Annotated in this window: 11 protein-coding genes, 3 pseudogenes and 2 riboswitches; of the genes and pseudogenes, 13 read left to right on the forward strand and 1 reads right to left on the reverse strand. The window is 37.5% G+C overall.

Translation table 11 applies throughout. The features are described 5' to 3' along the window. From AC1DVK_RS16210 to AC1DVK_RS16225, 4 genes and pseudogenes are all read left to right on the forward strand, one after another. A partial coding sequence (locus AC1DVK_RS16210; RefSeq protein WP_477626914.1) for an IS3 family transposase occupies nt 1-212 on the forward strand: 212 nt, incomplete at its 5' end. Between the two features lie 65 nt (nt 213-277). Next, on the forward strand, nt 278-592 hold the full coding sequence (locus tag AC1DVK_RS16215; protein WP_410861078.1) for a hypothetical protein: 315 nt from the start codon (nt 278-280) through the stop codon (nt 590-592). An 86-nt stretch (nt 593-678) separates the two neighbouring features. Then, nucleotides 679-864, forward strand: a pseudogene (locus AC1DVK_RS16220) (IS3 family transposase); the annotation flags it as partial. A 5-nt stretch (nt 865-869) separates the two neighbouring features. Next, nucleotides 870-1,107, forward strand: a pseudogene (locus tag AC1DVK_RS16225) (IS3 family transposase); the annotation flags it as partial. Here the strand turns inward: AC1DVK_RS16225 and AC1DVK_RS16230 are convergent. After that, the gene (locus tag AC1DVK_RS16230; RefSeq protein WP_061463182.1) at nt 1,104-2,045 is read right to left on the reverse strand and encodes a hypothetical protein; all 942 of its coding nucleotides are present in this window, start codon (nt 2,043-2,045) and stop codon (nt 1,104-1,106) included. The pseudogene AC1DVK_RS16225 and the gene AC1DVK_RS16230 overlap by 4 nt on opposite strands. Nucleotides 2,046-2,364: 319 nt before the next feature. Here AC1DVK_RS16230 and AC1DVK_RS16235 point away from each other — a divergent pair. The 9 genes and pseudogenes from AC1DVK_RS16235 to AC1DVK_RS16275 all read left to right on the forward strand — a co-directional run. Next, a pseudogene (locus tag AC1DVK_RS16235) lies at nt 2,365-2,478 on the forward strand (IS3 family transposase); the annotation flags it as partial. Between the two features lie 251 nt (nt 2,479-2,729). Then, nucleotides 2,730-3,482: a PadR family transcriptional regulator gene (locus AC1DVK_RS16240; RefSeq protein WP_061463184.1), complete on the forward strand. Its 753-nt coding sequence runs from the start codon at nt 2,730-2,732 to the stop codon at nt 3,480-3,482. Nucleotides 3,483-3,598: 116 nt separating this feature from the next. Next, on the forward strand, nt 3,599-4,846 hold the full coding sequence (locus AC1DVK_RS16245; RefSeq protein ID WP_477626915.1) for a GTPase: 1,248 nt from the start codon (nt 3,599-3,601) through the stop codon (nt 4,844-4,846). A gap of 117 nt (nt 4,847-4,963) precedes the next feature. After that, entirely contained in the window at nt 4,964-6,106 is a 1,143-nt protein-coding gene (locus AC1DVK_RS16250) for an acyl-CoA dehydrogenase family protein (protein ID WP_410861081.1), read from the forward strand. A gap of 298 nt (nt 6,107-6,404) precedes the next feature. After that, nucleotides 6,405-7,607, forward strand: coding sequence for an ATP-binding protein (locus AC1DVK_RS16255; RefSeq protein WP_477626916.1), 1,203 nt, complete (start codon nt 6,405-6,407; stop codon nt 7,605-7,607). Between the two features lie 106 nt (nt 7,608-7,713). Further along, on the forward strand, nt 7,714-9,702 hold the full coding sequence (locus AC1DVK_RS16260) for an acetoacetate--CoA ligase (protein WP_477626917.1): 1,989 nt from the start codon (nt 7,714-7,716) through the stop codon (nt 9,700-9,702). 1,232 nt (nt 9,703-10,934) lie between these two features. Next, nucleotides 10,935-12,122, forward strand: a complete 1,188-nt coding sequence (locus AC1DVK_RS16265; protein WP_477626918.1) for an amidohydrolase — start codon at nt 10,935-10,937, stop codon at nt 12,120-12,122. 757 nt (nt 12,123-12,879) lie between these two features. Continuing rightward, nucleotides 12,880-13,122: a hypothetical protein gene (locus AC1DVK_RS16270; protein ID WP_410861086.1), complete on the forward strand. Its 243-nt coding sequence runs from the start codon at nt 12,880-12,882 to the stop codon at nt 13,120-13,122. A gap of 280 nt (nt 13,123-13,402) precedes the next feature. Beyond that, nucleotides 13,403-13,502, forward strand: a riboswitch (glycine riboswitch). A 3-nt stretch (nt 13,503-13,505) separates the two neighbouring features. Then, a riboswitch (glycine riboswitch) is annotated at nt 13,506-13,562 on the forward strand. 293 nt (nt 13,563-13,855) lie between these two features. Further along, on the forward strand, nt 13,856-15,235 hold the full coding sequence (locus tag AC1DVK_RS16275) for an amino acid permease (RefSeq protein WP_289320404.1): 1,380 nt from the start codon (nt 13,856-13,858) through the stop codon (nt 15,233-15,235). Nucleotides 15,236-15,415: the final 180 nt, after the last annotated feature.

The raw sequence follows: 15,415 nt of genomic DNA on the forward strand, positions 1-15,415 counted from the left end.
GTATGTCTAGAGTGGGACGTTGTATTGATAACGGACCAATCGAGGCTTTTTGGGGTACGCTCAAATGCGAAAAATACTATTTAAATAAATATGATACATATGAAGCGCTAAAAATAGCAATTGTAGGATACATTTCGTTTTATAATTCAGAGCGCTATCAAGAAAAATTAGACGGCTTGAGCCCCTTGGAATTTAGGAATCAAGCCGCGTAAAGCATTTTTATTATTTCCACTGTCTACTTGACAGGGAGCACTTCATAATTGGTGGTGCAGTTTTTTTGACTAAATATACGATGGACAGAGTACTTGGAAGGGAAAAATCCTATAAATCCATTGCAGAAGAAAGAAATGTAGGTTTATCCCCTCTGAAAAGATGGGCCGATTGCTATCTTGAACATGGGATGGAAGAACTTGCTTCATCCTATACAAATTACACTTGCCCTTATTATATGAACGAAAATGGGGCATCAATCAGCGCGACGGCTGTACACTATAACCTTCCTACCGATTTTACACTTTTGAATGGGGCAAATCAGTTAAAGGAAGGAGGTATAGACGCTCTTAAACCAAAGAAAAAGGGTGTCTATCCATGAAAAAAGAAACCAAGAAAACATCGCCAGGGCACGGAGTACGTACTATTATGGGGTAAACGCTTTCGCACGTGAGGAAAAATACACAAATTAAATCCCTTATCGAAGAGGATTTCCATACGCATAAAGGACTTTATGGGTATGGACGCATCACCCTAGAGTTACGTAACCGAGGTACTCACATCAATCATAAAACAGTTCTCCGATTGATGAATGAACTAGGAGTGAAGTCATTGGTTCGCATGAAGAAATACCGTTCGTACAAAGGGAAAATCTCGGTAATGCGGTCATTGGAAACTTCTTTGGGCAATTAAAATTCGGTTACTTTTCTTCAAGAATTTGAAAACATGGAACATTTCAAACAAGAACTAGAAGAATATATCCATTTCTACAATCCTCAACGAATCAAGGTAAAATTAAAAGGCATGAGCCCGGTATTACCGGGTTCATGCCCTCAAGGTTGCTTAATTAAAAATTTGGGTGCACTTCAATTGGAAGATCCTTTTTTTATTGCTTAATTTATTTTCTTATCGTCTTTACTTAGAACATGAATTTCATAAGGGCCAGGAAATGATTTTTTTATTTGTTTATATTGAAAAAATTCATTTGTGAGTTCGTCAATACGTTTTCCTATTTCTTTAGCTTTTTTATCTGTACTGTCTATGGAAGTATTAATAATAATGGGATTCTGACCATCTATTATAGTTGTAGATGTAACTTTGAGATCCTTTATTTCTTTCAACCCTTGATCTATTGATGGCATAACTTTCATTTCCCAATCTCGTTTTAAATTTGATTTAAAACGTATTGGAATATCCTTAACATTGAATCCTTTTTCTTGAGCTAACTTAAGAAATTCTTTATGAAAATTGTTAACCTCATTTGGCTCAATCACTTCTTTATCGTTTCTATAGAACATTAAGTCCAATTGTACAATGCGTCCGTCAGTGGCTGAATATGAAGTTCCTGTCAAAACATCAATTTTATCAATCTTCTTCATTTCATTTGCTACTTCCTGAATAATTTTTTCCTCTCGTTTTTGTCTTTCTGTCTGATTGGTATCATTCCAATAAGCAAGAACTTTTACTTTATAATCCCTATGCTTTTTTGATTGCAATACTTCTTCAATATTACTTTGAAGATCGTCTTTTAAATAATTAAAATTTTTCTTGGAATAAGGCCTAATCACAAGAACGACTTCTTTTTTTGCCCGAGAAAGGGTTAAATCATAGCCATCTGGATGCCCTTTTTTCTTAAATACATTTTTGTTAAAAGAAGATTCAATGGCATTTTCTAATTTGATTGTTTCATAGTAGGAAATTAAATTATTTGGACTATCTTTAGATGTGACATTATTATCAGAGCTTTCCATTTCCTTATTGGTTTTATTTGATGTACATGCTACTACAAAAAATAACATACCGAATAAAATGAATAACATGGATACTTTTTTCAAAAAATCATCCCCTAAAATATTAGCATTTTTACCCAACATTGTTAATTATAACATAGTTTTTAATGTTCTTATTAAGCTTCTCCATTAGCCACATATGAAGTGTTAATGTTTCAATAAGTGGGCAACCCTAAAACAGCTTTTAATCTTTTACAATCGGGTGCAATTCTTTAATTTTCGAGTTGGGATGAAGCGAGATCATATTCCTTTAATAACTGTGCCAAGAGAAGTTTATACGTATCAAGGGCTTGTTTCGTACCAATTGAACGCCTGGCCAACGCAAGCAGGGAATGGGCTATTTATTTCCGGAATATCGCAATTTTTCAAACAAGAACTAGAAGAATATATCCATTACTACAATTCTCAACGAATCAAGGTAAAATTAAAAGGCATGAGCCCGGTAGATTACCGGGTTCATGCCCTCAAGGCTGCTTAATTAAATAAAGTGTCTAACTTTTTGGGTGCACTTCATAATCGTGGGCCGTTTCTGTTTGTTTTAACAATTTCATAATGAACCTCGACAGAATATTCTGAATAACCTCACCGTACAATAGATCAAATACGTAAAATTAGTACTAGGCAGTTTGGCATTAAAAACTTTACTATTATGTGGCAGCACAGGATAATAAGGGAGAAGGAAGAAATATATGAGTTCATCAAAAACTGGATATAAAGGGGGTTTTGACAGTGAAGAAAGGGGAAAAACTGTCTACAACGGCTGAATCGGTCGGGTTGAGCCAGCGGGAATTTTTAACGATTTTTTTACTTCATTCTTTGAGAATTAAGGCGAATTATCCAAGGGCGATTCATCAGGACCTAAAAAATACGTTTACTGGAAAAGTGCATAGCTATGACTATTTATGTAAAATATCCAATACGCTTGTCGAATCCAACCATTTATCACTATATACGAATAAGGGAAGGAATTATTATCAGATAACTGAAAAAGGAAAAGAACTTTACATATGGTACCAAGAGAATTTCCTGGAACGGTTTTCCGAGGTGAAAAAGGTCATTGACCGGTTCATGTACGATTTAAGGGGATCTGGTGAAAATCCCTCGGTTCTCAATGAACTTCCTGAAGAATACAGGTCATATTTCTCGAAAATAATATCGGTAAAGGATCTTGTACGCTATGTTACTTTAAAAGCCGCTTTCACTAAGAAGCCTATTTACATGGGGGAAATTGGCGATCTGCTTAAAAATCAGTTCGGTTGGATAGCATCAAACGGCTATTTATATGATTTATCTCATGAAATGGAAGAGAACGGCCTTCTTGTCGGCAGGTGGGAAAGTGAAAAACGAACAAAACGATATTTACGAATCACCGATGAAGGGCAGCATCATTACAAACAGATTGCGGATTCGGCCGCTTTTCAAGTCCAGGAAATCCAAAAATACATGGCTAGTGTCGTTATGTTCTTAAAAGAAAAGTCTTAAAGGATTATTAGAAATGGGCCCTTAAGTTTGTAAGGAGATTCAAGTTACATGCTTAAATTGACTCGATCAAGGGTAAATGTTACTTAAAAACACTTCTTAACAAGGGGGAATGCGTAATGGGAGAAAAACACGATGAAATAGGAAGCATATTCAGTTTCATTAAAGGCCAAGTAGATAAGCTTCCCATTTCACAATCGAAAAAGAACAAAATGCTCGACCAGCTCTTAAAGCTTAAAACAATGACAGTTGATGCAAGGGAACCGCGAATTGCCCTTGTAGGAAGGCGCGGATCTGGAAAATCATCACTGATCAATGCGATGTTTGGTCAGGAAAGGCAATATGTCAGTTCTGTTAAATCAGGAACGGGTAAGGGAAAATGGCTTTGGTACCCGAGTGATGCTGAGCCCAAAATTCGTTTGCTGGATTCCCGTGGGTTGGGTGAGAGTGAAGCTCCTACGGAAGAATTTGAAGAAGAAACACCAATGGACGAATTGATAAAAGCGGTAACCGAAGAACAGCCCGATGTTTTTCTTTTCTTGATTAAAGCAAAAGAAACGGATTCACGGATTGAAGAAGATCTACAAGAGTTGAACAAGCTGCGCAAGGTCGTAAAAGAGATCCACCATTATGATGTACCCGTCATCTGTGTGGTCACCCAAGTGGATGAACTAGATCCACCACATTATAAACAAGCACCTTTTGATRCCAACCCTAAGAAAAAAAAGAATATTGATGAAGCCATTGCTTTGATGTCCAAGCGATTTAACGAAAGTGAAATCCCACTATTGAACATCATCCCGATTTGCTCATATATTGACTTTGATGAAGGTGGAAATATTGATTATGATATGCGTTGGAACATCGATTTGCTTTCAGATTACTTGATCGAGGCCTTACCCAGCGAAGCGAAGCTAAAGACGGCCAAAGCGATTCAGAGCCAATTCGTTAAGAAGAAATTCGCGCGGACGATTGTGGGAACGTTTACGGCAATCACCGGATTAATAGGTGCAGAGCCAATACCTTTTGCCGACTTTCCCATATTGACCGGCATTCAAGGGTTGATGATTGTGGTAATTGGTTTTATCGCGGATAAAGACATCAATACCAAAACGGCAAGTGAATTCATTACAGCATTAGGGATCAATGTTGGAATCGGTCTTCTTGTCAGGGAAGGCGTCAGGGCTGCAGTACGTTTCATACCAGGGGCCGGTCTAGCAGTTTCTGGTGCGGTAGCCGGCGCAGTCACGTATGGAATCGGGCAAGCTGCGATAGCTTACTTTATCGAAAACAAAGATATTGACCAGGCGAAGAAAGCTTATAAGAATGCTAACAAAGAATATAAAAATGAAGACATTGACTCTTAACGGGCAGATTCAAACCATTAACTACACTAAGGTGATATGATAAAGTGGTGTTTTGGCGGTTACTGTTTCTGTGGCTGAATGGTTCAGGATTTCTTTACTACAGGAGGGATGGTCTTCATGTCGTTTTTTCAATCACAAAAGCAAAAAGAATATATTCAAAAATTAGAGGAAGCGATTCAGCCCTTTTCCAGCCGATCTGAAGCACTGGATGATTCAAAGGGTTTTCCATTTGAAAACATCCAGGAGTTAAAGGAATTCGGATATCCTAAATTAACGTTAGCAAAAGCGGATGGGGGAAATGGCGGTTCATTATATGATTTTCTCCTATGCCAAGAAAAAATAGCTCAGTATTGTGGCCCAACAGCCTTAGGAATAGGCTGGCATGTCGGAACGGTCCTATCCTTAACTGAGAAAAGACCATGGGAAAAAGGCGTCATGAATGAATTGTTTGATGAGGTGGCGAAAGGCGCTCTCATCAACACGGCAGCATCGGAGGTTGGAACAGGAAGCCCGACGCGCGGAGGCCGTCCGGAAACGCTCGCTATCAAAAAGGGTGAACAATGGAATTTGAATGGCAGAAAGACTTTTACTACACTCTCTCCCGTCCTTAATATTTTTCTTGTAACGGCATGGGTACCCGAGGATGAGCGGTTAGGCACATTTTTAGTTCATCGTGATTTAATGGGTGTAAGTATAGAAGAAACTTGGGATATGATGTCAATGCAGGGGACAGGTAGCCATGATTTGGTGTTAAATGATGTCAGCCTTCCTGAAAAGTATTATGTCATGAAAAGTAATCCTGGTGAAAAAAGGAAACCTGAAGCGTGGCTTTTACATATACCGGCTTGCTACTTGGGAATTGCAGTGGCAGCCAGAAATTATGCAGTTGAATTTGCTAAAACCTATTCTCCCAATAGCTTACCAGGACCAATCAGGGACCTTCCGAATGTTCAACGGATAATTGGAGAGATGGAACTGGAATTGAGCGAAGCACACCATTTCCTTTACTCTGTCGCAGAGAAATGGGAGCAGCACCCTGAAGATCGTGATGAATTATCGAAACAATTGGGTGCTGTCAAGCTATCGGTAGTCAACAAATCGATTTCGATTGTCGATAAGGCGATGCGAGTAGTCGGAGCCAAAAGTTTACAACGGAAAAATCCCTTGCAACGCTACTATAGGGATGTACGTGCAGGCCTTCATAATCCTCCGATGGATGATGCGACAATTACGATGCTCGCAAAATCCGCTCTTTATTAAGTGAGTATTCGGATATTCCTTATTTGCACTGAAATGACTTCGTCGTTTCAGTTTTTTCCTGTTTATTTACTAACTCTTAATCAACCGTTTATTTGTTCTGGTACCTCCATGCTTTAGCTATCTCTTTTTAATTCCAACCTGAAATTTTTACTAGCTTATCATTCTCTATCTTGTTATGATTTATATACCTTTTTAAATCTTCGGAAAATATCGAAAGTTCGGTGTGAAAATGAATCTGTTAACAAAAGATTTACTGATTAACTTTTTAATTATCCTTTTTCCGCTCTTTTTATTGCAAATGAGCTATCTAGTAAAGTACGTGTACCGTTTAGATGCATTAAAAGGATCGTTCTTAACCATTTTTCCTATTCTTTCACTTGTTCTATGCATGCTATTCCCAGTGGTCATAGAAGAGGATTTTGTTTGGGATCTTCGATGGATCCCTTTTCTTTTAGGCGGTTTATATGGAGGCTATAGGTTAGGTATCATATTAATAGTCATCACTCTTTTTATCCGTTATATAACAGGGGGGGAAAATGGATTTTATGTATCATGCATCTCTTTTCCGCTAATGGSAGTTTCCCTGTTTTTTATATCTAAATACTATTTAAAAATGTCTGTCAGTAAAAAAATCCTCATCGGCATATCCTTAATCTTTATTGTTCACACTCTCACACAGTTTATTTCAACACAAATATTTGAACTTACTATTGGCATTAGTCTTTGGAAACAATATTTCACCATCCAAGTCATAGGAATCGTTGTTGTAATTTTATTATGGGAAGTCATCCTGACTAATTTTCAGGTTCTCGAGAAATTAGTGAAAGCGGAAAAATTGCAAATCGTTAGTCATCTGGCTGCAAGCATATCTCATGAAGTCAGAAACCCCCTTACAGTTACTAGGGGATATATACAAATGTTAAGCGAAGACGTTTCTTCACATACAAAGGTCCAGTATGCAAATATTGCGCTGAATGAATTAGATCGGGCCACGGATGTCATTAATGATTATTTGACATTTGCTGCCGTAAGCCCTGAAAACAAGGAACGATTAAGGGTATCCGAGGAAATTCAGCATGTCGTCAACCGCATAAAACCCTTGGCTAACGATAATGGAACTGGATTGAAGTTGTCCTTATTTGAAGAAGAAGCATATTATATAATGGGGGAAAAGAAGAAATTTCAACAGTGCCTGTTCAATATATTAAAGAATGGCTTAGAATCGATGCAAGATGATGGCGAAATATACATACATTTAATTCCCGACGCAACCAACATCCAAATTATGATTCAAGATCAAGGAATTGGAATGACACAGGAACAAATATACCGTCTAGGTGAGCCTTACTTTACGACAAAAAATAAAGGAACGGGATTAGGCCTAATGGTTTCATATAGCGTCATCAAAAGCATGGATGGAACGATACATGTGTCAAGTGTTCAAGGGAAAGGCACATGTTTCTCCATTAATCTGCCCATTCATAGATTTGAGCCTATTTGAGTATAGTGTAAATTGACGGTTTTATTCTCATACATTACAATTTATTTAATTGCCAATTATTATGAAATATTCAATGATGCATTTGATACCTAAGGGAGATGATTGAATGAAATCGCTTACAGACGGACAAATCATTTGGGAACCGACAAAAGAACAAATCGAGCACACGGTATTGACTCAATATGTGAAATGGTTAAAAGAAAAGAAAGGTTTATCATTTCATGATTATCATGAATTATGGAAATGGTCGGTTGATGAACTGGAGGAATTTTGGGCTTCAATTTGGGATTATTGTGATGTAAAAGCCGCCAGGAAATATGACAGGGTTTTAGCGGAGCAAGCCATGCCAGGTGCGAAATGGTTCGAAGGGGCAAGGCTTAATTATGCTGAAAATGCATTATTGAATGCTCAAGAAGAAAAAACGGCGATTTTTTTTCGTTCCGAACATATCAGGCAGCAAGAGATTAGCTGGAAAGAGCTGAAAGAAAAAGTGGCTTCTGTCGCCCATTCATTAAGGGAACTTGGTGTGAAACCGGGTGACCGTGTTGTTGCCTATATGCCAAATATACCTGAAGCGGTCATAGCTTTCTTGGCAACAGTAAGTATAGGTGGCATTTGGTCCAGTTGTTCTCCTGACTTTGGTGCAAGAAGCGTCATTGATCGTTTTAAACAGATTGAACCGGTTTTATTACTGGCGGTTGATGGGTATCAGTACAACGGAAAAGTATATGATAAAACATCCGTTGTTTCACAGCTTAAACAGGAATTGGGCACTGTTAAGCATACCGTGTTGGTTCCTTACATAGAAAAAAAGGTTGTGGAAGTGAATCTGGCAAATACAATCCCTTGGGATGACCTATTAAAAGAAACGGCGGAATTATCTTTTGAAAGTGTTCCGTTCGATCATCCGCTTTGGATTCTCTATTCATCAGGTACAACCGGAATGCCAAAACCAATTGTACAAGGGCATGGCGGTATATTATTGGAGCATTTTAAATCAACAAGATTGCATCAAGGCATGACTTCCGAGGATACGGTATTCTGGTTTACGACGACAGGCTGGATGATGTGGAATCTACTAATGGGAGGTTTGCTTAATGAAGGGACGATTGTTCTTTATGACGGCAGCCCTGCCTTTCCGAATATGGATGCCCTTTGGGAATTGGCTGAAGACACAGGCATGACTTTCTTTGGAACAAGTGCACCTTTCCTTACGAATTCCATGAAGTTAGGAATCAAGCCAATGGGAAGATATGATTTAACAAAATTGAAGGCTCTTTTTTCAACTGGGGCTCCATTGTCAGGTGACGGATACAAATGGGTGTATGAGAATGTCAAGAAAGATATATGGCTCAGTTCATCTAGTGGCGGAACCGATGTTTGTGCCGGATTTGTAGGTGGTGTTCCAACATTACCTGTAAGAATCGGGGAGATACAAGGAAGGGCATTAGGTGTTCGTGCAGAAGCCTTTGATGAACAAGGTCAATCATTGATTAATGAAGTCGGTGAATTGGTCATTACTAAACCGATGCCGTCCATGCCGCTTTACTTCTGGAATGATCAAGACGGGTCAAGATATTACGAGAGTTATTTCGATACGTATCCTGGAATATGGAAACATGGAGATTGGATAAAGATCGACGACAAGGGCAGCTGCGTCATTTATGGACGTTCCGACTCGACCATTAACCGTTCTGGTGTACGGATGGGGACTAGCGATATCTACCGCGTCGTCGAAGCGATCGATGAAGTTATGGAAAGCCTTGCCATTGATAGAGAAGTGCTTGGCCGCGGTTCTTCCTTGCTGCTGTTCGTCGTCCTTAAGCCTGGTAAAATCCTGGATGCAGCATTGACATCGAAAATCAATGAACAAATCCGAGGACATGTGTCCCCTCGTTTTATCCCAGACCAGATCCATGTCGTTGAACAAATACCTAAAACCTTGAACGGAAAGAAAATGGAAGTACCGATACGCAAAGTGTTGCTAGGTTTCGAGTTTGATAAAGTGGTGAATGCAGACTCCATGGGAAATCCAGAATCGCTTCAGTTTTTCAAAGAATTAGCTCTCGAGTTGAATGAGAAAAAAATATTCTGACATCCCAGGCGGAGCAAAAAGCTCCGTCTTTTTTATAAGACTTTATGAGTTTATTCTCATAAGGTCTTTTTTTGTTTCTGGAGGTGAAAAATTTCTAAATATAAAGGGAAAGACCAAGTTCAGAATATAGAAATTGCTAGAGATATTGCTGAAAGTTTCCATCATAACTATGGGGGAACATTCCTATTACTAGAGTACAAAATACAAGAAGAGACTGCTAGGATTAGATGGTCGGAAAATGAGTAAAAGTTATTATAATATAATTCCATCCATTGAAGAGCCAAAAAGTTACAAAAACTCATATATAAAATCAAAACTGATTCATTACCACCAGAAACACCAAAAGATCCCGATACATCTATTATATTCACATCTTATACTGAAACTGAAAAGATAAAAGAGCAAAATTTACAAGGAATTGGCTGAGGTGAAGCCAAAAAGGAATTGTTTAATGTAATGAATAGATTTAATGAAGTATCGCGCGAGAAATATAATGAATTAATGTCTTCTCCAAAAACTCTGGATAAAAATTTAAAAGAATGAACAGATAAAGCAATAGAAATTAGTGTACCATTCTTAAAAGACATTAGAAGTAAGATTGGTATCAGGTGAGAAATTTGACTTATAAGGTATTTTGGACAAATGTACTAAACTAGCGGTAGCTTTTCTTTATAAGGGGAAAGCTTATAAAAAGGCAGGTTAGTGAAACTTCCCTGAGTAATTGATAAACTTAAAACACATTTGAACTAAAGTTTACTCATTATGGAGAGCAGGGATAGATCATCTTCACTTTTATTTATTTGGAAGAAGAACACTGGAATAATCAAATTTACCTTAGAGATATTCAGATGCTTTTAAAAAAACTATTATCAATTAAAGGTTAAATTATCTAAAACATTCATTCTTGACATATGATCTTATCCTGAAAAAAAGACAAGTTGGTCGTGGATTTTATTCATTCCAATCAGGTATGTTATCACTTGGTTATTAGTAGCCGTGCTTGCGATGATTCGTGTTGAAGAGTAAAAATTACAAAATTTGGACTTGGAATTTAATATTATCTATTATCTATTATCTTTTTGGTGCCAAAAGATGCCGGTAAAACATCTAATGCTTCTAAAAAATCACCGCTGGTAGTAACCGGAACCCTATTGCAGAATAATTAGCAGTTGGAAATGTAAAACGCTACATATAGTGGCGTTTTCAAAAAATAATGAAGGAATGAAGAGATTATGAGAAGTGAATTAATGGAAATTCTAGAATCCCGTAAAGAGGAAATGATTAAAATTCGTAGGCACCTACACGAAAATCCTGAGCTTTCTTTTAAAGTAGAAAAGACAGCTCAATATATTATTGATTTTTATAAAGAAAAGGACGTAGAAGTTCAATCTAATGTAGGTAATGGATACGGAGTTATCGTGACCATTAAAGGTGGAAAGCCTGGAAAAAACATCGGTCTTCGAGCTGATTTTGATGCACTTCCAATCGTTGAAGAAACGAATATAGCCTTTAAATCAAAAAATGAAGGCGTTATGCATGCGTGTGGTCATGATGGACATACTGCCTACTTATTAGTCTTAGCCGATTGCCTCATTCAATTAAAAGATGAAATTCCAGGTACAATCAAAATTATTCATCAGCATGCGGAGGAAGTTCCGCCAGGCGGGGCAAAGAGTATTGTAGAATCCGGGGTGCTTGACGATTTAGATAATATATTTGGCATCCATCTGCTGCCAATGGACGAAGCAGGAGTTGTTGGTTATCATGCTGGATATTCTTTTACCGGCAGGGCTTATTTGAAATTAAAAGTTCAAGGTAGAGGTGGACATGGTTCCTCACCACATTTAGCGAATGATGCCATTGTCGCTGGTGCTCATTTTGTTACCGCTGCTCAAACGATTATTAGCCGTCGATTAAGTCCTTTTGATATTGGTGTGATTACGATTGGATCTTTTGATGGAAAAGGAACATTTAATATAATTAAAGACAGCGTAGAGCTTGAAGGCGATATTCGTTATATGACTGTTGAAACAAGAGATAAAATTGAAAAAGAAGTTAAACGTCTTGTAAAAGGACTTGAAGAAGAATTTGGTGTAACATGTGATCTAACTTATACGAATGACTATCCACCTTTATATAATGATCCTGAATTAACAGGAAAGGTTGCCGAGTCACTTAAGAATGCAAATGATAAAGATATTAAAGAAGTAAAGGAATTTCCAGCAATGCCGCCATCTGAAGACTTTGCTTACTATGCTGAAAAAATTCCTTCCTGCTTCTTTTACATTGCTTGTACACCTAAAGGAGTAGAAAAACCTTATTTTAATCATAATCCTAAATTTGATATCGATGAAGATGCCCTTCTCGTGGCAGCAAAAGCAGTAGGATATGTTGTTTGTGGTTATTATGAGTTAGATTAGGAAAAAGAATAGAATATTTGTAAGACGTGGTACAGATGATGACATGCTTTGCTGTATTAGATAATTCTATTGATAATAAGCAACTGATACCGAGAAAGGCTAAAGAATGGGTTGTAGCTGATAGTCGGATCTCTCCGTGTGAAGGGAAACTTTCATGCATGGTGGATGGAGTGGCTAACGGGAAAAGGCAATGATAACTTCGAATTTTCACCTATTTTTATGAATGGGAATACAAATAAATCATCCCCTTTTATAAAAGAATGCTTCAATTGAATTTTTATAAGGGTAAGGTATAGATTTGATCATACTTTATAGACATGTTTTAAAAGGTGCCTGCTAACCAAATTAAAGTCCCAGTTTGACGCTGGTAAACAGTAATGGAAAATCGTTTTGTGAACACGTCAAGTATTGTAGAATAATTATTTACCTTTGGGTTTTTTGGCCGAAAAGATAGATGTGGTTCAATACCAAAAGTTATAGTTTCAGCTCCTAAATACTTGGTCTTTTCTTTTTAATCTGGACAAAACTGTAAACTATACTACTTAGGAGTATTCATTAACTCCCTTTCATGCGAAATTCCAAATAAAGGATTCTTAAATCCTCCTTTTTTGTATTTGGTTCGAATACATAATGATTTAACAAAGAAAGTGAAAATAAATACGTGATGATAAATATAAACCTTATTGATCTAAATTATGTTATTCTATTTCTGTTTACAACAGTCCGTCTGCAAAACTGAAATGGGGGTAAGAGGTAAATGGATAAGGAAAAGGAAATCAAACTAAAGAAACCAAAGAAGTCGTGGGTATGGGTTCTAGCAATTATCATCATTGCTAATATAGCAGGTGGTGGGGGCAAAGAGGAAGTTGCAAAAGAGAAAGCTTCTGCAACTACTGCTGAACTTAGGGAGGAAGCTTCTAACCAATCTTTACTGCTGCAAGCATTCTCGCGTGTCGCGAATTTTCTCTTTTTCCATACATCAATTATGTTAAAACTATAGACTTATGTAATTTCCTATCTTGAAAATTTAGCCTTATAGTCAATCGGAAAAATGTAAAAATGTTTCGCTTATACATAAGCTTGTTTGGATTCCTTGCAAATGGAAAAGCAGCTAATAAGTTTGATTTTTCGTAGCTAATAACTTCTAAAATATATACTGTTCATAAAGTTGAAAATTGTCTGTGGTGAAATTTCAGAAAATAAAGTTTTTTCAGATAAGCGTTGAAATGTCCATTAAAAACCGATAGTATACAACTATTAAAACAACTTTATATCAGCGGATGATGATTGTGGGAGAGACTAAACATTGTTTAGCACCGAAGGAGCAAACCCTAAAAAGCAGGGGACTAATCTCTCAGGTAAAAGGACTACAATAGGACGCGTCTCTGAAGAGAGCCATAGGCCACCGAAGGAGTTAAACTCTCAGGTAAAAGGACAGAGGAAGGTAGGAAAATCCCTATCTTTCCTCTGTCCTTTTTTTATTAGGAAAGATAAAAAGAAAGGAGGTGCATTAAGGTCTGTGATAAATGAGTCTATCTTTTGATTTGTACAATTAACGCTATATTTTCAAAAAGGTTGGTAGATCTATTTCACTATATCTAGTACCTATCCAAGAAAGCGCTTACAGTGGTGGACAGTTTCCCAGTACGCTAATAATTCACACTCATTGAAAGACAGACTCTTTATTGGGAAAAAATCCAAGTATCCTATAAAAGTAGAAAGTGGGAATTCGTATGCAGGAACAAAAGTTAGATAGAGGGCTAAAAAACAGGCACGTACAACTCATCGCTATTGGTGGGGCAATCGGAACGGGATTATTTCTTGGAGCAGGAAAGTCTATTCATTTAGCCGGGCCATCCATTTTAATTGCTTACATGATTACAGGCGTCATTTGCTTTTTAATCATGCGCGCACTTGGAGAACTACTCTTATCTAATTTGCACTATCATTCCTTTGTCGACTTTGTAAGAGACTATTTAGGTAATATGGCTGCATTTGTAACCGGCTGGACCTACTGGTTTTGCTGGATTTCAATCGCAATGGCCGACTTAACAGCAGTTGGTCTTTATACTCAATACTGGTTTCCCTCTGTACCACAGTGGATGCCAGGATTAATTGCACTTGTCATTCTGCTATTTATGAATCTTGCAACGGTAAAACTTTTTGGCGAAATGGAGTTCTGGTTCGCATTAATTAAAGTCATAGCTATTCTAGCACTAATTGTTATCGGTATTTTCATGATTATTAAAGGCTTTTCCACTGATTCAGGCGCAGCAAGTTTCACGAATCTATGGAGTCACGAAGGTATCTTCCCAAATGGAATAAATGGTTTTATCCTCTCATTCCAGATGGTAGTGTTTGCGTTTGTTGGCATTGAACTTGTAGGACTAACAGCAGGTGAAACAGAGGATCCAGAAAAAGTTATCCCCAAAGCGATCAATAATATTCCTATTCGGATTATAATTTTCTACATTGGCGCACTTATTGTCATTATGAGTGTTTATCCGTGGAACGCAATCATCCCAACGGAAAGCCCATTCGTCCAAGTATTTGTGGCTGTAGGTATCGCTGGAGCTGCTGGTATCATCAATTTTGTCGTCTTAACATCGGCGGCTTCGGCATGTAACAGTGCAATCTTCAGTACAAGCCGGATGGTATACTCACTTGCCAAAGATAAAAATGCACCTGTACCGTTTGCAAAACTTAATGACCGTAAAGTACCTTCCAATGCATTGGTCTTTTCAACGGTTGTCATTTTAATTTCCGTTGTTTTGAATTATTTAATGCCTGAAGGAGTATTTACCTTGATTACAAGTATTTCTACAGTATGTTTCATTTTTATTTGGGGAATTACCGTCATCAGCCATTTGAAATATCGTAAAACAAGACCAGATCTAGTGAAAATGAACAAATTTAAATTACCACTTTATCCATTTTCCAATTACTTGATCCTTGCTTTCCTAGCGTTCGTCCTTGTTGTTCTTGCACTTGCGAACGATACTCGTGTTGCCTTAATCGTAACTCCTGTTTGGTTTATTATGCTGGTTGCGATTTATAAGATGCGCAAAACGCAGGTAGATCAGGCGAATCAGAGAGAGGCAGCGGGGAATTAGTGGCAAGAAACCCTTTGATTCCATTAACGGTGTTTGTCCAGATAGCTGCCGCTCCATATTTTCCAACTCGGTGAGTAAAAAATCTGCCCGTTATAAAAAGCTTAAGATATCTGGATGATCATATTAAAATTCAAAAAAATATCTCAGAATATCATTGTTAGCGCTTTCAAAAATACTTGA

Source organism: Peribacillus sp. P4_B1, assembly GCF_056402395.1.

What these genes read in the sequence shown, in the direction of transcription:
- AC1DVK_RS16270 (WP_410861086.1), top strand. Translation starts at nt 12,880, where the DNA reads ATGGATAAGGAAAAGGAAATCAAACTAAAGAAACCAAAGAAGTCGTGG.
- AC1DVK_RS16265 (WP_477626918.1), top strand. Translation starts at nt 10,935, where the DNA reads ATGAGAAGTGAATTAATGGAAATTCTAGAATCCCGTAAAGAGGAAATG.
- AC1DVK_RS16250 (WP_410861081.1), top strand. Translation starts at nt 4,964, where the DNA reads ATGTCGTTTTTTCAATCACAAAAGCAAAAAGAATATATTCAAAAATTA.
- AC1DVK_RS16275 (WP_289320404.1), top strand. Translation starts at nt 13,856, where the DNA reads ATGCAGGAACAAAAGTTAGATAGAGGGCTAAAAAACAGGCACGTACAA.
- AC1DVK_RS16260 (WP_477626917.1), top strand. Translation starts at nt 7,714, where the DNA reads ATGAAATCGCTTACAGACGGACAAATCATTTGGGAACCGACAAAAGAA.